The sequence below is a fragment of the Bifidobacterium commune genome (genome assembly GCF_900094885.1).
Taxonomy (GTDB): Bacteria; Actinomycetota; Actinomycetes; order Actinomycetales; family Bifidobacteriaceae; genus Bifidobacterium; species Bifidobacterium commune.
On sequence record NZ_FMBL01000002.1, the window covers coordinates 331071 to 350291 of the forward strand.

General features: G+C 54.8%; 18 protein-coding genes and 1 tRNA gene. 6 read left to right on the plus strand and 13 right to left on the minus strand.

Annotated features, from left to right (window positions below; all coding sequences use genetic code 11):
• Positions 1-16: 16 nt before the first annotated feature.
• The gene (locus tag GA0061077_RS05235) at positions 17-226 is read right to left on the minus strand and encodes a LacI family DNA-binding transcriptional regulator (RefSeq protein ID WP_091847880.1); all 210 of its coding nucleotides are present in this window, start codon (positions 224-226) and stop codon (positions 17-19) included.
• A gap of 464 nt (positions 227-690) precedes the next feature.
• On the opposite strand from GA0061077_RS05235, the gene GA0061077_RS05240 reads away from it, so the two are divergent.
• The 3 genes from GA0061077_RS05240 to GA0061077_RS06965 all read left to right on the plus strand — a co-directional run bounded on the left by GA0061077_RS05240 (position 691) and on the right by GA0061077_RS06965 (position 2254).
• Entirely contained in the window at positions 691-1401 is a 711-nt protein-coding gene (locus GA0061077_RS05240) for a DedA family protein (RefSeq protein WP_091847881.1), read from the plus strand.
• 273 nt (positions 1402-1674) lie between these two features.
• Positions 1675-1908: a heterodisulfide reductase-related iron-sulfur binding cluster gene (locus GA0061077_RS07265; protein WP_375773995.1), complete on the plus strand. Its 234-nt coding sequence runs from the start codon at positions 1675-1677 to the stop codon at positions 1906-1908.
• A gap of 124 nt (positions 1909-2032) precedes the next feature.
• Complete coding sequence (locus GA0061077_RS06965) at positions 2033-2254, plus strand: hypothetical protein (RefSeq protein ID WP_200754449.1); 222 nt, start codon at positions 2033-2035, stop codon at positions 2252-2254.
• 6 nt (positions 2255-2260) lie between these two features.
• On the opposite strand, the gene GA0061077_RS05250 is transcribed toward GA0061077_RS06965, so the two are convergent.
• The 6 genes from GA0061077_RS05250 to GA0061077_RS05275 form a co-directional block, all read right to left on the minus strand.
• The gene (locus GA0061077_RS05250; RefSeq protein WP_091847945.1) at positions 2261-2953 is read right to left on the minus strand and encodes an L-ribulose-5-phosphate 4-epimerase; all 693 of its coding nucleotides are present in this window, start codon (positions 2951-2953) and stop codon (positions 2261-2263) included.
• 241 nt (positions 2954-3194) lie between these two features.
• Positions 3195-4571: an MFS transporter gene (locus tag GA0061077_RS05255; RefSeq protein WP_091847882.1), complete on the minus strand. Its 1377-nt coding sequence runs from the start codon at positions 4569-4571 to the stop codon at positions 3195-3197.
• A 71-nt stretch (positions 4572-4642) separates the two neighbouring features.
• A complete protein-coding gene (locus GA0061077_RS05260; RefSeq protein WP_091847883.1) occupies positions 4643-5593 on the minus strand; it encodes a sugar kinase in 951 nt (316 codons plus the stop codon).
• A 171-nt stretch (positions 5594-5764) separates the two neighbouring features.
• Complete coding sequence (locus GA0061077_RS05265; RefSeq protein WP_200754450.1) at positions 5765-6619, minus strand: L-ribulose-5-phosphate 3-epimerase; 855 nt, start codon at positions 6617-6619, stop codon at positions 5765-5767.
• On the minus strand, positions 6619-7284 hold the full coding sequence (locus tag GA0061077_RS05270) for a 3-keto-L-gulonate-6-phosphate decarboxylase UlaD (protein WP_091847885.1): 666 nt from the start codon (positions 7282-7284) through the stop codon (positions 6619-6621). Before GA0061077_RS05270 ends, GA0061077_RS05265 begins: the two co-directional genes overlap by 1 nt.
• A 5-nt stretch (positions 7285-7289) precedes the next feature.
• Positions 7290-8279 (minus strand): phosphotriesterase family protein, encoded by a 990-nt coding sequence (locus GA0061077_RS05275; protein ID WP_091847886.1) that lies wholly within the window; start codon positions 8277-8279, stop codon positions 7290-7292.
• 325 nt (positions 8280-8604) lie between these two features.
• Between GA0061077_RS05275 and GA0061077_RS05280 the strand changes: the two genes are divergently transcribed.
• Positions 8605-9573, plus strand: coding sequence for a sugar-binding transcriptional regulator (locus tag GA0061077_RS05280; protein ID WP_091847887.1), 969 nt, complete (start codon positions 8605-8607; stop codon positions 9571-9573).
• 267 nt (positions 9574-9840) lie between these two features.
• A tRNA-Ala gene (locus tag GA0061077_RS05285) sits at positions 9841-9913 on the plus strand.
• A gap of 38 nt (positions 9914-9951) precedes the next feature.
• Here the strand turns inward: GA0061077_RS05285 and GA0061077_RS05290 are convergent.
• From GA0061077_RS05290 to dnaK, 5 genes are all read right to left on the minus strand, one after another.
• Positions 9952-10746: an HAD family hydrolase gene (locus GA0061077_RS05290; RefSeq protein ID WP_234696520.1), complete on the minus strand. Its 795-nt coding sequence runs from the start codon at positions 10744-10746 to the stop codon at positions 9952-9954.
• 428 nt (positions 10747-11174) lie between these two features.
• Positions 11175-11747 carry a heat shock protein transcriptional repressor HspR gene (locus GA0061077_RS05295; protein WP_091847947.1) on the minus strand — a complete coding sequence of 191 codons (573 nt, stop codon included), beginning with the start codon at positions 11745-11747 and terminating at the stop codon, positions 11175-11177.
• Positions 11748-11839: 92 nt separating this feature from the next.
• Positions 11840-12859: a DnaJ C-terminal domain-containing protein gene (locus GA0061077_RS05300; RefSeq protein WP_091847948.1), complete on the minus strand. Its 1020-nt coding sequence runs from the start codon at positions 12857-12859 to the stop codon at positions 11840-11842.
• 130 nt (positions 12860-12989) lie between these two features.
• On the minus strand, positions 12990-13715 hold the full coding sequence (gene grpE, locus GA0061077_RS05305) for a nucleotide exchange factor GrpE (RefSeq protein ID WP_375773985.1): 726 nt from the start codon (positions 13713-13715) through the stop codon (positions 12990-12992).
• A 230-nt stretch (positions 13716-13945) separates the two neighbouring features.
• Complete coding sequence (dnaK, locus tag GA0061077_RS05310; RefSeq protein ID WP_091847888.1) at positions 13946-15814, minus strand: molecular chaperone DnaK; 1869 nt, start codon at positions 15812-15814, stop codon at positions 13946-13948.
• Between the two features lie 679 nt (positions 15815-16493).
• Between dnaK and GA0061077_RS05320 the strand changes: the two genes are divergently transcribed.
• The gene (locus GA0061077_RS05320; RefSeq protein WP_091847890.1) at positions 16494-16706 is read left to right on the plus strand and encodes a hypothetical protein; all 213 of its coding nucleotides are present in this window, start codon (positions 16494-16496) and stop codon (positions 16704-16706) included.
• A gap of 545 nt (positions 16707-17251) precedes the next feature.
• Here the strand turns inward: GA0061077_RS05320 and GA0061077_RS05330 are convergent.
• Positions 17252-19015, minus strand: a complete 1764-nt coding sequence (locus GA0061077_RS05330; protein WP_234696521.1) for an MFS transporter — start codon at positions 19013-19015, stop codon at positions 17252-17254.
• Between the last annotated feature and the right edge of the window lie 206 nt (positions 19016-19221).

Sequence of the window (19221 nt, forward strand, 5' to 3'; positions counted from 1 at the left end):
GGTGACGCAGACGTGTTCACAAGAACCTGCACGCAATCGAAACCACATGATTAAATCTGCCGCGCATTGTTTTGGCACTGGCATCGGGGACATAGCCCAGCATGTCAACGGCTTCCATAACCCTGTTCGTGGTCTTCGCAGATATTGAACGCCTGCCTGAGAGCACATACGAAACCGTGGAAACCACGACACCGGCGACTTCTGCAACGTCTTTGATGCCCGTCATATAAGCGCCCTTCCGCCGTTTTCGTTACCCATTGCCGGCTACCGCGCAGTCGAAACAACTCATCGAAATCCGAACCTCCACGTTCGAAACGTTTCGATGCCCATTGTAGGTTTACTCCCTTCATTCATGAACTGTTAACTTTCACAGTTCAAAAGTTTCTTATTGCCACATAATTATTTTCGGCAACTCTACCTTCGATCCGTAAACCTTGTAATCGACACCATGAACCAAAAGTGCGCCCTTGAAAATAGCACAAAAGCCGACTTCACCCTTGAAAGCTCAGGACGAGACCACATACCACCCACTATTTTGTGCAGATTCATGGAGCACTTAAAATACCGCGGCCCGATCCGTTATTCGCGTTGATACACTTGTCGAGATTACATATTTCGGCAGGTCTCACGACCTGTGCCGAGCGCGGCCGCAAAAACAGAGCACCGCAGACGAACGACAGACAGGACATCATGGGTTTCATTCACTTCCTCATCGAGCTGCTGAAAGACCCGCGCACCATCATCGCCGGTTGGATTTCGATGGGGATTGTCCCCACTCTGGGCTTCATTTTCCTGATCATTTTCATTGAGACAGGCGTGGTGTTCTTCCCATTCCTGCCTGGCGACTCGCTGCTTTTTGCGGCTGGGTTCTTCGCCGCTCCCGACGCCCTCACCGGCAAGTCGGCGCTGCCGCTCTTCGGACTACTGCCGATCGTCTGGATCGCCCCGATTATCGGTGACCAGTGCAACTACTTCATCGGGCATTTCTTCGGCCGCAAAATCATCGAAAGCGGCAAGGTCAAAGCCATGACCCCCGAACGCTTGGCTAAAACCGAATCCATGATCGACAAATGGGGACCACTCGCCGTTTTTCTCGGCCGCTTCTTCCCGTTCATTCGCACGTTCATGCCCTTCATCAGCGGCCTTACAGGCATGCGTTGGGTTCGCTTCACACCGTTCTCCGTGATAGGCGGTCTCACCTGGTCGACACTGTTCACATTGCTCGGCTACTTCTTTGGCGGCATTCCGTTGGTCCAGAACAATTTCGAGTTGGTTATCGTCGCGATTCTCCTCCTCTCACTGCTGCCCACCATCATTGGCCTGTGCAAGGCAAAATTCGGAAAAAAGAAGCCACTGCGCAGTAACCCATGCATACGTTGCAGCCAATATCACATTGACTGAACGGTATTAAATATGTCAAAATGTCGTTTCTTTTAAGGTTCAAGGCCTATCGTGCATCTTTGATGATCGCTAGACGGTACGTCGAAGGTTGACCGCCGCCCGCAACGAAGCCACATACGGTAACTTCATCGCCGAACGCATCAAACGATGGAAGCCCATTCGAAGAAGTCAGTATGAAGGTAGCTATTTTCTCCACCTGTCTGGTTGACCTCATATTCCCCAACGCGGGAAAGCCATGGTCGAAGTCCTGAAAGATTCGGTTGTGAAACGTACATGCCCCTGCAACAAATCTGCTGCGGACAGATCACGTTCAACAGTGGATATGTCAAGGAATCCACCAAGGTAATGCACAACGAAATCGACGCACTGATGAGAGTCGATGCCGACTATATCGTCGGACCGCGGGTTCCTGCGTCAACATGCTCAAGGAGCTACAGTTCCATCTGCCGGAAAGCGATGACGAATACAAGGCCAAGGCGCAGGCCGAAATCCCGTCCAGAAACCTGAACACGGCAACATCGTTCGGAGCCTATGACAATAGCATTTCGGCACGCAAGGCGGCGAATCCGCCGTCCACACTGGTGTCTGACGCGACCATGCCGGTGGCGCTTAGATCGACGAAGAGGCCGGCGTGGGCAACTACAGCAACCCGCACAGCAATGCCACGGGCAGCGCCACCCCTGAGAAGACCAAGCAAGAAGGAACCACTCCGGCAACACCCGGGCAGGGACGGACCTTCCACTTTCTGCCGGTGCACTATCTGAGCATCATTCGCAAGTCCAAAATCGTGGCGCGCCCCTCATCAAGTAAGAGGCGCGCCACTTTTGCTGTGCCGGATTTATCTGTTTCTTGACGAGTCTCAGTGCTGTCCATAGACGTTCTGGTAGCGTTCGTTGAGCTTGTCAATGTCATCCTGTGCGATCGGGATGATATCACCAAGCTGACAAGCGGCCCACATCGTGTGCGCCACCTCCTCGGTCATCGCCGCGGCCTTCACCGCCGCCTCGGCGTCACAGCCAATCGCGAACGGGCCATGATTCTGCATCAGCACCGCCGGCGAATGAGGATATTTTTTAAGCGTATCCACCACGCCCTCGCCAATTGCCTCGCTACCTATCAGCCTGAACGGACCCACAGGCACCGATCCACCGAACTCATCGCCCATCATCGTCAAGCCGCACGGAATCTCCTGTCCAGTCGCCGCCCAAGCCGTCGCATACGTCGAATGCGTATGCACGACACCATACACGTCCGGCATGTTACGGTAGATGTACGCGTGCGACTTCGTATCCGAGCTTGGAGATGCCTGTCCGTCGACCAGCTCGCCGTTCAGATCACACACCACCATCGACTCCGGTGTCAGGCTTTCATAGCGCAATCCACTGGGCTTGATCACCATCAGATCTGCGAAATGCAGGCGCTGTGAGACATTTCCCGCCGTCCAGACCACCAGATTCCACTTAATTAGCTGTTCATGCAGGCTGGCAACAACCTCACGCACCTGCTTCACCTCAGCCCTCACTTCGGGGCCAAAATCGTTTAACGACACCATAATCGTCATTCCTTTTCAACTAAACACGGCCAATACATCATTGATGGCCACGTCAGAGCAAACACGCAATTCCAACATGCCGTATCTACATCATCGCTTCATCTCGAGCAGCAACAAGATACGACATGTCATTATGAGCCGCAATGGCAAGCATCCGACGTCAAACAGTTCTATGGCAAAAAAAGGAAGGCGACCGTCGGCAGCGACGACTCCGACGGCCGCCTTCCTGAAAATTTTCCGCTTAGAGGCTTTCAAGATCCTTGCCGCGGGTCTCCTGGGCAAAGAGATATGTGATTGCACCGATAACGAGGCAGATACCGAAGAAAGTGAACGCCCTGGTGATCACGGAGATATCGATGTGCTGCGAAACGAAGCTGCCACCCACAAGGATGCCCATAAGCGCAGGGCCGATGACCTTGGCGATCGCTCCGAGACCGTAGCCCAAGCCCAGACCAGTGGAACGCACGTCATTGGAGAACTGCTCGCCGCCGAAGGCGTTCAAGATGCCGAACGCACCATCCGCGAAGGTCATGATGATGAGCACCGCGATGTAGAACTGCCAGCCCGAGCTGTGAAAGAATGCGGCATAGAAGCAGCCCAAAGCGCCGACGACACCGAAGAGGAACATCGTCCAACGACGCCCGATGACATCAGCAAGCCAAGCAGAACCGAAACGGCCGATGCAGTCGGCGACGGACACGCCCATGAACAGGTAGGCAACCACCTGCGGCGTGAAGTGGAACGCATCTTTGAGAAGCGTCTGCCCCCAAGACTGGATGGCAAAGCTGCCCATCATAAAGCAGAAGGAGCCAACCGTGATGATGACCAACGGGCGCATATGCTTGCTGAAGAGCTCGCCATAGCCCACCTTCTTCTCCACCTGGACCTCAGGAAGCGTGCCGACCTCATCGATTGGAAGCTCCATCGCCCAAGCCAAGGCTTCACGGGCCTTTCCGTCCTCTCCCTTGGACTGGTAGAAACGAGGGGATTCAGGAACGTAATGCAGCCAAACGAGCAGCAGCACCGGCAGAGCTCCAAGCGCAATGAGAATACGCCAGTTATCCCCGACCACGCTTTGCGATACGGAACCGAGCAACAGACCAAGCGGGATGAAGACCGAAGCAAGGCCGGAAAGCATGCCGCGGTTCTTGGCCGGCACGAATTCCTGAACATACGGAATGGATGTGATGTTGAGACCACCGACTCCCACACCCACACCAACGCGAAGAATGGCTAGAAGCAGCCATGCCCGATCGGGAAGGAACACCGAAAGGACGGTAAATGCGACGAAACAAATCACACACCATTGGAAGGCACGCTTGCGACCGAACTTATCAGCGAGACGACCCCACAAAATGGATCCCAAAACCGTGCCAAGTCCGGAACACGCCAAGATGACGCCCGCCTCAAAGCCAGTCAGTCTCCATGCAGTCGTCAGCAGGGAAACCACGAAGCCAATGAGGAACATATCGAAGAATTCGGAAACATTCCCGACAATTACCAGCGAGATGATGCTTTTTTGGTGGCCAGTCAGCGGCCGCGAATCCATTTGTTCATAAGCCTTTACCGGTTTCGACGATAAATCCGGGGAAACCGAAGTATTTGTTGCTGTGCTCATAATTGTTTTCCTTACCATGCCATAATGCTAATGGACAATTACTGTTGTTGTTTCACCTCAGACAACCAGGACTAGCGGTCAATGTCGGTACCCAGCGGAATATGCAGCTCATCCGGGCGAATGCGGGTCAGATCACCCTTATGCGTGATGGCAAACTCAGAGGCGCGCTGACCCCACTTGACACCTTCCTCTATTTCACCGGAGAGGTAGCCGTGCAACGTGGCGGCCACAAACGAATCGCCCGCACCGGGACGATCAATGACCGGCACCGGCGTGGTGTGATACTCAGTGAAACCTTCATGCGTACGCAAATACGGGCCTTCCATATGGTTGGTCGAAACGACATACTCCGGTTCAAAGCGCTTCATCAGCTCAGCAGTCACTTCTTCGGGCGTACCGGTAATCTTAAAGACTTTTTCGGCGTCCGCAATCGAACAGAACAGGACATCGGCCTCTTCGGCGATAGGAGTAAGCACTTCGCGGGCGCGTTCCCCGGACCAAAGTTTACGACGGAAGTTAACGTCCAACGCCAGCTTGGCACCGCGCTCGACCGCATGATCGGCCGCATAACGAACCACTTCAGCCGTGGTATCGGTCAACGAGGCTGTGATGCCCGTAAGAAACATCAGCCTTGTATCAAGCATTGTGCTCCAGTCATAGTCCTCGATACCGGTGGAACGGAACGAGGTCCAATCGCGGTCATAGATCACGTTCGCCGGCATAGGACCCGCTCCTGGTTCCATGAAATAGAGGGCGGTACGACCACCAGATTTGCGCACCATGGTTTTCATATCGACTCCAACGGAACGATATTCAGTGAGGATATAGTCACCGAGATCGCCTTTCGGCAATGAACTAGTCCACAATGCATTGCGACCGAGCTGTGCCAGCAGTCCAGCCACGTTTGCTTCAGAACAAGCAGGATTCATGGAAACCGATCGGGTGAACATCAATCGTTCGCCACTGTTGACGGTGAAACGGATTTGGCCCTCACCGATGGTGGAAATATCATAAGTTGCCATAACAGCACTTCCTTGTAACTATTTTATGTCACCTCGAATCATCCCGAGGTATTAGATTCGTTTTCTGCGACGCATTGGCAGAATCATTTTGTACCGACCCATCCCATGTCGTACGCACAAGCGCGGATCGAAAACCGTTCATCCATATCTCTCGGCCGACACGGGCTGCACTTATAGCCGCGAAGCAATCTCAATTCCGGCATCAGTCAACCAATTGGTGACCTTTTGACGAGCCGACGAGCTGATTTCACTGGAATCAGGCGAATCGTCATTCCACATCTCAAGCATCATCCTGCCCGACCAATCCTGCCTCTTCAATTCCTTGAACGCAGCGGCAAAATCGGTAACGCCGGTGCCCATAGGAATACGACGAGGCTGCCCCGGCAATACATCCTTGAGATGGATGGCAAGCATCCTTCCCTCCCCGGCCTTGAGTTCCGAGGTGGTATCAAGCTGCTGCTCGGCGAGATTGCCGATATCGGGATACATCGTAAGCCACTGCGAATGGATCTCATCGCAGATTGCAAGGCCCTTGGTGATCGAAGTGACATCGTTACCATCAACGTTTTCAACGCCAAGCATCACACCGGCCTGCGCCGCATAGGACGCAGCCCGACGCAGAGACTCCACATAGCGCGCGCGCTGACCGTCGTCCGGATCCTCGTAATAAGCGTAATAACCAGCGACCTGCACGACAGGAATGCCCGCCTCATAGCTGAGATCAATGGCCTTGCGGAAAATGTCGTCCGCCTCTTGACGCACCTTGGGATCTGCGGAACCCGGACCGACCTTACGATGACAGCTCAGGCACATGCCTCCAACCTGAACTCCCGAACGATCGGCCGAATCCCTGAAGTCATGCGCCTGCTTCGCTGACCAGTCGAGACGCGCCATACGTTCAGGCGATTCATCAACGGAAAGATCCATGAACATGAATCCACCGTCACGCACCTGAGCGAAAAACGAATCCCAATCGTCGGTCTGCCTAAGCGCTTTCTCATAGATGCCAAGCCTGACAGTACTCATTACGACCATACCTCGCTGATGTTGTCCTGAAGATGCTTGGCCGCAGCAAGCGGATCATCAGCCTTGACGATGCCTCGTCCGGAAATGATGACACCAACCGGAGCACCTTCGAAGAATGGAAGGTCTTCGGCCTTCACGCCACCGGTTACCGTAACCATGAAGCCCATATCGTGAAGCTCCTTGATGCGCTGGATGTCGTCAGGACCCCAGGTAAGCTTGCCGGCAACTTCCGCATCACGAGAACGGTGGACGATAACCTGAGTGACCCCAAGACGACGCCATTCACGGGCTTGTTCCGGATCGTAGTTCTCACCGAGTTCGATCTGAACCTCACCACCAAACTCATCGGCCACCTTAACGACCTGCTCAACGGTGGTCATCGAAGCACCAGCTACGACGGAAACCCAGCTAGCACCCGCCTCAAAGCAATTGCGCGCGATCAGAGCACCCGCTTCCACAATGCGCACATCCGCCAGGATTGTCTTGTTCGGATACAGCGCCCGCACTTCACGCACGGCCTTCAGACCTTCAGCAATGATGAGAATGGTACCGCACTCGATGACGTCAATCTGGCTTATCGCCGCATTCAGTGGACGCAGCGCGCTGGGCATATCGGTCGTATCAAGCGCAATTTGCAGCTTCGGTCGTTGCAATGTTTCTGCCATGTCAATCAGCCTTCCTTCTTGAAGGTGAAGAAGGTCTTGGCATTTTTGATCAGAAGCTTGTCGACGTACTCGGGATCGAAGCCTTCGTCAATCATGCGAGGACCGTCGACGGCGGGGTTGTAGTCCACGCCGGAGACCGAGCCGTAAGCCTTCTGATAGGAGCGCTTGCCGGAATCGGTGCCAAGCAGGACGCGGTCTTCAAAACCGTCCTTCTTGAAAGCGGCGAGTTCCTTGATACGGTTGGAATCCGGCTGATACTTGATACGGTTGGTGCCGTCAATCTCAAGATAGACACCCAAATCAAGAATCTTCTCCAAGTAATAAATATCGGCGTTGCGCTGGATGTGACCAATGGCAATCTGGTTGGCAGGCACACCCAACTTCAGCATTGCTTGAGCCTGCTCAAGCCCGCAAGTACCGAAAGTGGTGTGGGTGTTGATTGGAGCTCCGGTCTCTATGGCAGCAATCGAGGCAGCCTCGAGGCACTTGTGCTCAAACGGAGTAATCGCGCCGTAAGCCGTGCCGACCTTGATCACGCCAGCCTTGCACGAAGTACGGTTGACGATCGGGCCACTGTAATCGTTCTGATCGATGCCTTCACGAATATCGGCAATGACCAGTTCAGCAACCTTGTCGACGGAATAACGGTTAATCCAGTGCGACTGGGTTTCCAAATAGACATGTTCGCGATGGAAACCGGTGGCGGCGATGACTTGCAGACCCTCAACGTTCTTGGCCACTTCGGCAAGTTTGGATGGATCACGACCGCAGTTGATGGGGCACATGTCAACAACCGTGCCTCCATGTTGGCTCCACTTCTTGGAAGCCTGCGCGAAGCGTGTTGCCTCTTCTTCGGCCTTTTCTACGGAATCAAGCTGATGATCACGGTCAATGTAGACCTCACCCGCACCGACGCGGATGAGATGGTCATGGCAGTCAACCACACCGAGAGTACCTGGATCGACATCGCCCAAAATTGTGCGTGCAAACGACATTGCTGCTCCTTATTTCATTCGTTAACCATTACCTTGCTCACAGCCAACCGCGGTCGAAATCATTGACGACCCTCAGATGCCTATTTGCAATTTTCACGTAGAAGATCTGCCTGAATCGCAGCTTTCGAAATACCGAAATCAGGTTCGCGGCATCGTTGCAATCTGACCCACTACGTTTCAATTAACTACTCTATGAGGTTCAAATGGTAAGAATCCACTCCTTAATGAACAAACGTTCATAGATTTTTATTTTTTATTTTCAAATCCTCAGTAAAAACGCTTTAATACCAGTACATGAATCTCTTTATCATGTTAAAATGAACATATGTTCAACGATAAATCACTCGCAACGAACTCATCACGACAGCATATCGAACTCATGCTGCGAGTGGCGCGCTCCTACTATCTCGAGGACAAAACACAGGCACAAATCGCGCAGGACATCGGTTATTCGAGACCCACCGTTTCACGATTGCTCAAGGAGTCCAGAGACTCGGGAATGGTTCACATCTCAATCAGCCACGAGTTGGAACCCATCCGAAAAATCGAACGTCAGCTGGAACACAAATATGGACTGCAGCATGTTCGCGTGGCTACAGTACACGACAACGAAAACGCGAGCCAAGTCGTGCCGAAATATGCCGCAGCTCTGTTTTGCGAACTATGCAAGCCAGATTCGCTGATTACCGTTTCCAACGGCAGGGCCGTAGCAGCAACAGTTCATGAAATGCCCATACGTGAATGGCCGAAATCAAACGTGGCGCAAATGATTGGCTCCTTGAGTCCGGATAATCCTATGATCGATTCGCCCGACATTTGCCGCATGCTCGCCAGCAAACTTGGAGGCACCTTCACCTCACTGCCCGCACCGATGATCTTATCGAATGCAAAAATCGCGAGCAGCATACGCAAGGAGCCACAAATCGCGACGGCGCTCGCACTCGGCGGCGGTGCCGATATCGCTATTGTGGGCGTCGGCACAGCCACCGAAGACAGGTTGGGACATATCTTTGATGAATACGTCGATCGGGCTACAGCACACACCCTCTGCCAACGTGGAGTTATTGGCCATATCTGCGGTCATTTAATCGATGCGGAAGGCAACCTTGTTCCTTCCGACCTTTACAATCGCACAATCTCCATAAATCTGGAAAGACTGCGTAGAATTCCCATGGTAATCGGCGTTGCATGGGGTACTGTCAAAGTCAATGCCATCCACGCCTGCCTGTCCGGACACCTAATCTCAGCGCTGACCACTGACCAAAAGACCGCGGAAGCACTACTCGCTGTCTGATTGCCCACAAAGACATGAGCCAAATGGCAACGGACGGGGCTGGACCTAGAGACCTGACACTATAAACAAGTGGAAGGAAAAGGGCGGCGATACTCGCAAGACAGGCAAAGAACCGAGCAGTGGAACAAACCAGCCCAAATCCGCTCCACCAAAAAGCATTGAACCAACGGATGCCGTTTAGAATATGTCACCAACCCGCCGAATTGTACTTGGGAGCGGATTGTACTAGACTATGAAACGTTGTCTGGGGGGATTGGCTCAAGACATGGGGCTGTAGCTCAGTTGGTAGAGCGCTTCGTTCGCATCGAAGAGGTCGTGGTTTCGATTACCATCAGCTCCACTCGCAGGGTTTTCGGAATGTCTCCGAAAACCCTTTTTTCATGCCTCGAGAGTCGCGCTCCGCTGTTCTACGTAACGCTCCAGAGCCTCTACGGTTAGACCGTCGTAGCCGTTGATGGATGCGAACTGGGGGCCGACTGAGGTGTCGGTTTTGATGAAACCGGTCTGTGCAAGCGTGGTTGCACCAGATGCGGCAGCCGAATGAAGGCCGGTCATCGAGTCTTCAATCGCGACGCAATGGGCCATTTCCCGACGGAAATCAGCAAGTCGCGTTGCGGAGCCTGCCGGATCAATCGAATCCTCAGCCACACGTTCCAACATTCCGTTCTCAACCAAAACTGTTTCAGGAACTTCGATCCCCACTATTTTTGCAGCCGTAAGGTACGGTGCAGGGTTGGGCTTCTTGGGCAGATTGGCATCACCGCTGACGTAACCAACAAATGCACCCTCGGGAGCCTGACGAACCAGATTCTCAGCCAGATTCCGAGGCGAAGCGGTGACCAAAACCGAAGGAATTCTCGCTGATGCCAACAAACGGAGCACATCTTGCACACCCGGAATCCAGGGCATACGCGCAGCTTCTTTTCGCCCAACACCTGCAACCAGCTGCTGCTGAACCTCTTCAATCGACAGCTTCGTACCCTCGTCAATCATCCGCTGCGCAACCCGAGGGACCGGCTTGCCGGAGCACTCCCAACCAATGCTTTCGCTCCAATGGCCGCCGTTTTCGCGCGCTATTTCCATTTCGACCTCATGCCAGTACGGCTCCGAGTCGATCAGCGTCCCGTCCATGTCCCAAAGAACTGCTTTAAGCATTCCTGTCGCATTTGCCATATTATTTCGTTCTTGCCCTGTCAAAGCTCTTCCACCTCGTCATATCCGTACATGCCAGTCTTCCATGAATTGCTATAGCGCGTTCCGTTGGCTACTTTCGTTTGCTACACATCTCTATCATGCCATAACCGGGTGCTTTAGCCCAGTTCCCCTTGCGCAGCTGGCGCATGCCAAGGGCGATGGCAAACGCCGAGAGGTGCGGCCCATCCGAACTTTCCGTGCATTACCAACTCACACCGCAACATATTTACGCGGAATGCTTACACGGACCGACATGGGCAATGACTCCCAACCGTCAATTACAACGGAAGCGATCAGTCAACGTAGTTGCCTCAAACGATCACCGGACGAGGATTAGCAGGACCATCATCCTCAGAATCAGAGGGTGGACCTGCCGCATACTGAGGTTTATGAACGAGTTCCTGTTGTCACCACAAGACATTGTCATCACCGAAGCGAATCAAAGCTGAACCGTAGGGACTGGAATCATCGGCATAGTACGACCGCGCGGGCAATTGGGGAGCACTGGCTCTCACTTCATGACGCCAACGGCGGGCCTGCCTGGAGTGCTGGATTTCAGTGATACCGCCATCCCGATCTGCGGCAAACACACTCGAACCTTGCGGCCTCTGCAAACGCTTCACCTCACGCCGAAGCTGTCGATTCTCCTCCTGCAATTCGAGAATACGGGCAATACCGGCAAGATTGATGCCCTCTTCCTGGCTCATTCGCTGCGCTTCGACAAGTTTTTGTACGTCACGCAGAGAATAGCGGCGAGCGCCGCCTTCAGTACGCTGCGGAACGATCAGCCCCTGACGGTCGTACTGCCGCAAGGTCTGCGGATGAATGTTCGCAAGCTCTGCGGCACGACCAACACTGAACACCGGCAAGTCGATGTCGAAACCGACTTCGTCGGCCCCGTCCAAGTCAGCACGCTGCTCGACCAACGCAACCGCGCACAGGCCATACAAAACCTGCACCCCACGTGAAACCCGAACCATCACATTCACCGCCGTTTCATTCACATATCACTACATTGGCACTGTTGTGCTTTGTTTGCCGGCAATCGATTTGCACAAGGCGAAACCATGCACTATTCGCGCTTCTTGGCCACCTCATCGACGAACTCGCCTGAGTTCTTGTCAAATTCTTTGGCATCGTGCTTCTGGCCCAATGTAGGTTTCGACGGAACACAGATCTCGACACGGCCAACCAGATCGCCATGGCGTCCGGAAACACCCTTGCCGCTCACACGAACTTCAGTGCCGCTCGAAGTTCCAGCCGGCACACGGAATGTCACCTCTTCGCCATCAAAGCCAAGCGCCTTGACGCGAGCACCCGCCACTGCCTGACCGATCGTAACTGGAAGTGGCATAACGATATCGTTGCCATCCAAGCTGAACTTCGTATCGTTCTTAACCGAAATCTGCAGGTACATGTCTCCTGCGGGACCACCGTTGGAACCTGGCTTGCCCTTGCCGGGCAAACGAATCTTCTGTCCGTCCTTCACACCTGCGGGGATATGGGTCTTGAATTGAACTCCCCCCGCCTTGAGCGAGACGGTGGCCCCCTTCACGGCCTGACGGAACGTCAGCGTGATCTTCGAGTTGCGGTCGTCCCCACGACGCGGTTCCTGAGGCTCGCGATAGCCACTTGAATCACCACCGAAACCCGCTCCGTAAGGAGATCCCGCGCCAGCGCCCCCTCCGAACATCGAGAAGATATCATTCAGGTTGGTCGGGCCACCGCCGGAAGTGGAGAAACGAACGCTGGGCCCGTCTGCACCGCCTCCAAACATCGAGCCAAAGATATCGGAGAAATCGGAGGCAGAACCGCCGAACCCGCCCTGACCTGAGCCGCCAGCAAACCTTGCCCCACCGCCCGCAAATTGGCGGATTGCATCGTATTTGCGACGCTGATCCTCATTGCTGAGCACATCGTAGGCTTCCGAGATGTCCTTGAATTTCTCCTCGGCCTCTTTCGTCTTATTGAGATCGGGATGATATTTACGTGCCAACTTGCGGTACGACTTGGTGATCTCTTCGCTCGTCGCATCTTTCGAAACACCGAGCACCTTGTAAAAATCTTTATTCAGCCATTCATTCTCAGCCATATCACTGCCATCCTTTTCGGCCACCGATTCGGAGCATTTCCTGCGACGACCCTAATAAACAAATAAGTGCGATTCTCCGGTCATGTGGGGAATCGCACTTACGCATACGTCACGTCATCGCGGAATCCCACTAGACCTGCGGGGAAGCCACAACCACGCGCGCGGCTCGAATCACTCGATCGCCGATGCGATAGCCTGCTTCCACGACAGTGTCCACAATCTCTTCCGTCGCCTCGGCATCCGGTTTGTGGAGAACTGCCTCATGTTTGGTCGGATCAAAGGTTTCACCCTTTTCCCCGAACTTCTCAACACCGAACTTCTCAAACGTCTTGTCAATCTTGTTGGCAACGGCGGCAAACGAATCATCCATCTCGCTGTGCTCGCGGATACGATCGATATCGTCCAGCGCCGGAAGCAACGCGGTCAGCACATCGATGATGCCATGCTGACGGAAGGTTGCCTGGTCTTTTTTGGAGCGGTTACGGAAGTTGACGAACTCAGCACGCTCACGCTGAAGCGCCTCAAGATATTCTGCTGCTTCTTTTTTGGCCTGCCCAAGTGGCGTCAGCGTATCCGCGCTGCCCTCACCCTTGCCAGCGGTTTCACTCGTATCAGCGCCGTTGTTACTATCGCGATGTTCCGCTTGGCCTGTAGCCTCTCGCGCAGCATCACCGTTGGTACCATCGGCCTGGTTGTCGAAGTTGTCCTCGACAGCTGAAGCGGTGGCGTCCTCTCGGGTCTGCTTCGCTTCGTTGTCAGCCTTGTCATTCGCCTGTTCGGAGCTCATTGTTTTACCCGCCTTTTCGCCGGTTCCACCGGCTGTTGTGTTGTCGGACCTACCGTAAGCGGCGTCCATCGATGAGTCATGCTTATCGTCGGATTGCACCGCTTCCGATTCACCGGCATCACCGTCGTCATGTGCATCGGCAGATGCGTCATTCATGGCGTCGGCAACAGAATCAGCGTCTCTTCCGGATCCGCCGAACCCGGAAGCCGCCGCATCAAACTCGGCCAGGGACCTGAGCCATGCGTCGTCCGGATCCGGCAAATCCTTCAGATAACTGTTCTTATCAAATTCGGACACGATTACTTGTTGTCCTTGTCATCTTCATCGTCCACGACTTCGGCATCAACCACATCGTCGTCAGAAGCGGCACCAGCTCCCTCAGCACCTTCAGCTCCGGCAGCACCTTCAGCACCCTGCTGAGCATAGAGGGCTTGACCAATCTTCTGCGAAGAGGTGGTCAGCTTCTCCTGTGCGGCCTTGATCTTGTCGATGTCGTCGCCCTTCAGCGCTTCCTTCAGCTCGTCGACATCAGCAGTCACTTCCTTGACAACGTCATCGGAGAGCTTGTCCTTGTTGTCGTTGACCATCTTCTCCATCTGATAGGCGAAGCCTTCAGCGGTGTTGCGAGTCTCGGCCTCGTCCTTGCGCTTCTTGTCGTCGGCCTCGTGAGCCTCGGCTTCCTTGACCATACGATCAATCTCGTCCTTCGGCAGAGCGGATCCACCGGTGATAGTCATGGACTGCTCCTTGCCGGTGCCCTTGTCCTTGGCGGAAACGTGCACAATACCGTTAGCGTCGATGTCGAAGGTGACCTCAATTTGCGGGACGCCACGCGGAGCCGGAGCGATGCCGGTCAGCTCGAAGGTGCCCAGCGGCTTGTTGTCGCGAGCGAACTCACGCTCGCCCTGATAAACCTGAATCAGCACGGAAGGCTGGTTGTCTTCGGCGGTCGAGAAGACTTCGCTGCGCTTGGTCGGGATGGCGGTGTTGCGGTCGATAAGCTTGGTCATGATGCCGCCCTTGGTCTCGATACCAAGTGAAAGCGGGGTGACATCGATCAGCAGAACATCCTTGCGGTCGCCCTTGATGACGCCAGACTGTACCGCAGCGCCGACTGCGACGACCTCATCCGGGTTCACGGACTGGTTCGCGGCCTTGCCACCGGTGAGCTCCTTGACGAGCTCCTTGACGGCAGGCATGCGGGTGGAACCACCTACAAGCACCACATGATCAATGTCGGAAACCGAAATGTTGGCATCATGCAGCACGTTGTTGAACGGCGTGCGGCAACGGCCAAGCAGGTCGGAAGTCATTTCCTCGAAACGAGCGCGGGTGAGCGTCTCGTCCAGGTGGACAGGGGTACCGTCGGGGGTCATGGCCAGATACTGCATCGAGATATTGGTCTCGGTGGAGCTGGAAAGCTCTTTCTTAGCCTGTTCTGCGGCTTCCTTCAAGCGCTGCAGGGCAATCTTGTCCTTGGACAGATCAACACCGTATTTGTTCTTGACTTCCCCGACGAGCCAGTCGATGATCTTCTGGTCCCAATCGTCGCCGCCGAGCCTGTTGTCGCCGTTCGTGGCCTGCACCTGAATGGTGGCGAAGCCGTCGTCGTCCTTGCCGATCTCCAGCAGGGAGACATCGAAGGTGCCGCCGCCGAGATCGAAGACCAGGATGCGCTCGTCTTCCTTGCCTTTTTCAAGGCCATAAGCCAAAGCGGCAGCGGTAGGCTCGTTGATGATACGCAGTACGTTCAGCCCTGCAATCTTGCCGGCGTCTTTGGTCGCCTGACGCTGAGCATCGTTGAAGTATGCGGGGCAAGTGATCACTGCGTCAGTCACCGGCTCACCCAAGTACGCCTCAGCGTCCCTCTTGAGCTTCATCAGCACCTGAGCGGAAATCTCCTGAGGAGTCCACTTCTTACCATCAATCTCAACGCTCCAGTCGGTACCCATGTGGCGCTTCACCGAGCTGATCGTGCGATCGACGTTGGTGACGGCCTGACGCTTGGCGACCTCACCGACGAGAATCTCGCCGGACTTGCTGAACGCGACAACCGACGGGGTCGTACGAGCGCCCTCGGCGTTTACGATTACCGTGGGCTCGCCGCCTTCAAGCGTTGCGATGCAAGAGTTTGTAGTACCCAGATCAATACCTACTGCACGTCCCATATTCGTTCTCCTTGTATTCGTTCGTTTCACATCTGTTCGCTCGGGTCCGGTCGCCGTTGCGAAACGTTCACGACGTTCGTTCACGGCCCGCATCCAGGTTCGCACCTCATTGATGTTCCAAAACCTGAGCCTACTTCACTCAACTTTATATTGTCAAGCTCTATTCCCGATTTTCGAAAAAAACTTGAGTCTTTTTCGCTCAGGTTTCAAAACCGTCGAATCTGCTCTACAAAAGAAATCTTCGCAACGACATCCTTCCGAGCGCTTTTGACAAGCCCCGGCTAGGGGGAATACCCCAATACAAAACAAGTCCTCATATCTGCATATAGGCCATTCTCGCCCTCCATGACAGATTTGAACAAGTATTCTTTCCGCTGTATTATTATCCGAAAGGAGAGATTGTGAGCACCGGGAAATACGATCAAGTTCCGTGGATGCGCAGGAGGCGATTGCGGAGCTGACAGGTCTTGACGCATCGTCTTTCGCAAATCAGCCGGTATCCTTTCATTCGGCGACAGTGGCTTCAATGTCGGCAGGTATGGGCCTATGCAACGAACTGATGCAAGATGTCTCGAATGTGGCCTCATGCGTTCTGCCCCAGGCCAACAAGTTTCCGCAGATAGCGCACGTCATCGAAAAACGCGACGAAGCCGCCGCCCAACGATGGAGGTGACGGGCCGTGAAATATTATTCAGAGGACTCCCTTTCTCATCCGCATCACCCAAACAGCGACGACGATTCAGAACGCGCCAACCGCCTTCACGAGATCATCTCCGAGCAGGAGGAGTTGGAGAATCTGCGCTGGCGCGAAAATGCGCGCAACGAAGAGCCCACAGCGGACTTCCTGTCATTCGCCGAACAAACCCACAGCTTATATGACCAAAGGGATTGAACGCTTCCATCGACAGCATGAACAACCAACTGCGTACTCTCGAAGAGCTTAAGGCAGACTACGACGAGGAACTGGCCGCACTTCGTGCATTTGAAAGCCAGACCGCACCCCTGTGTTTAAGGACAGTGCACGGGTGTTCAAGGACGCTATGCGAGGGGTGAACGCCATCAACAGTACACGCGCCGCAGCGGACGGATCGATCACCTCCAGGAACCGACATGAGCTGGCTGTCCGCACCGAGAAAACATACACTATCCACCCCCTCCAACAAGCGAGACCCGAATGAGGTACCCGCAAGCCTACTGTGCCAGAATCAGGGACATCCAGGATAACCCCACCCTTACCGCCAACAAAAAGGCCGATAAAATCGAGAAAGTCTATCAACGATGGCTTTATTCCCTGACGCCAAAAGCGTTCGACGAATACGCCAAAACCCGAAGAAACTACGACAAAAAGGGAAAACTACGAGTCCGAGCATGGCAAAAACAAATACCCTCCAACTGATCAGGTTGAAGCGAGGCATTGACGTTGCACGCGCTGTAGAATCACTCGTCGTTGCTGCGATCGGCGGCACGAGCCACCCAGACGGAGGCAAGAAGGCCGATGCCCAGCATCACAATGGCGACAACCAGCGTCCATTGGCTGGCGCGAGTGAACGCGGAGGCCAATGCGTCGGCCACCTGCGGGCCAAGCGCTCCAAGTTTGCCGGTCGTGCCCTGAGCCCGAATACCGACGATGGCCGCACCAGCCGAGGCGTCGAGTGACTTGGTGAGACCGGCAACCATGCCCTCGTTAAGGCCGTTGATGCCGTCGAGTGCCGAAGGTGTCACATGCCCGAGCATCACGGAAAGCATCAAACCTGCGACGGCCGCACCAATGCCGGTGCCGAGCTGGCGGATGGTGGACTGCGTCGCGGACCCCTCTCCTGACTCCGCAATCGGAACTTCGGAAAGAACCAGGCTGGTGAGCTGTGCAGCCGCAAAGCCCAGACCGAAGCCGTAGAGCAGGAACGGCACCAACAGCCAGGCAACGGAAAGGCTGGGCCTCATCATCACCATCAGCAGCACGACGCTTAGAATCTCAACAATCAGACCGAATTGCACCGTGTGCGGAGCACCGATTTTCGCGGTTACAGGGCGGGCGAGGCCACCGGAAACGATGGAGCCGATGCCCATGACCGCAATCAGCGCGCCGGTAGGAAGCATATTGATACCACGGACGTTGATCAGATACAGCGGCAGCACGAACATGATGGCGAACTGGCCGGCCTGAATAGCGCCGGCCGCGATGTTGCCCATCGAGAACGTGGGTATGCGGAAGAGCGTTAGATCAAGCATCACCGGCAACAAACGACGAGCGCGGCTGTTTTCGGTATGAACGAACAGCACGAAGAAGATGATGCCCAGCACAATGCAGAACGGTATAACAGAGACGGGCCAATCGGCACCCCACTTGAAGCCACCGATGGCGAATTCAGACTTGGGCTTGAACCAGTCATATGTCTGGCCCTCGATAAGACCGAAGATCAGCAGTGCCGAGCCAAGAGCGGAAAGAACAACGCCGAGCGGGTCGAATCCCTGCGGCTTGGCTTCAGCAGCACCGGACTGAGCAGCGGCCGCAGCCCGCGCCGCACCACCCATCGCGGAGGCACCGGCCTTGCCACCGGTTTTCGGAACGAAGGGAATAGCAGCAATGAACACAAAGAGACCAAGTGGGGCGTTGACCAGGAAAATCCAGCGCCAGCCGATGGTTTGGGTGAACAGACCGCCAAGGAACGGGCCCACCGCAGCGGCCGCACTCATCACGGAACCCCAAACGCCGAAGGCTATCGCGCGATTCTTGCCGCGGAAGGAAGCAGAAACGATGGAAAGCGTGGACGGCATCACCAAAGCACCGCCGACGGCCTGTATCGCACGGGCACTGAGCAGCATGCCGGCACCGTTCGAAGAGGCTGCCAGAACGGAACCGGCAACGAAGATTACGACACCGACCTGCAGCGTCATCTTCCTGCCCTTAAGGTCGCCGAGCTTGCCAAAAGGCAACAACAGCGCGGCGAGAATGATGTTATAGAGTGAGGTCACCCATTGCGCATCGGTCAGATTAAGGCCGATCTCGCGAATCATCGCTGGAATCGACACGTTGACGATGGAACCGTCGAGAACAATCATCGCCAGCCCCAGCGCCAACACCCACAAGGCGTTCCACGGCGGCTTCTCGCCGGAACGAGACACGTTCGAAGCGCCCGGAGCGGCGGCTGACGCGACGCTCCCCTGACCTTCCACCATCTGGCTGTTCTGTTGCTGATTCATGAGTCGTCCTTCTCCAATAAGAGCGATGCTCGGCCGCCAAGGCCCGAACAAGAAAGGTCTCAGCAGCTATGCACTTTTGCGACACGCTGTCGCAAACTGTGTTTGACTATACGACGTTAAGATTAAAGATGCAAATCAATGGTCATGCGGCATGGAATTTGCCGTAGTCAGCGCATTCGTCGACGGACACCGCACATAGACAAGCC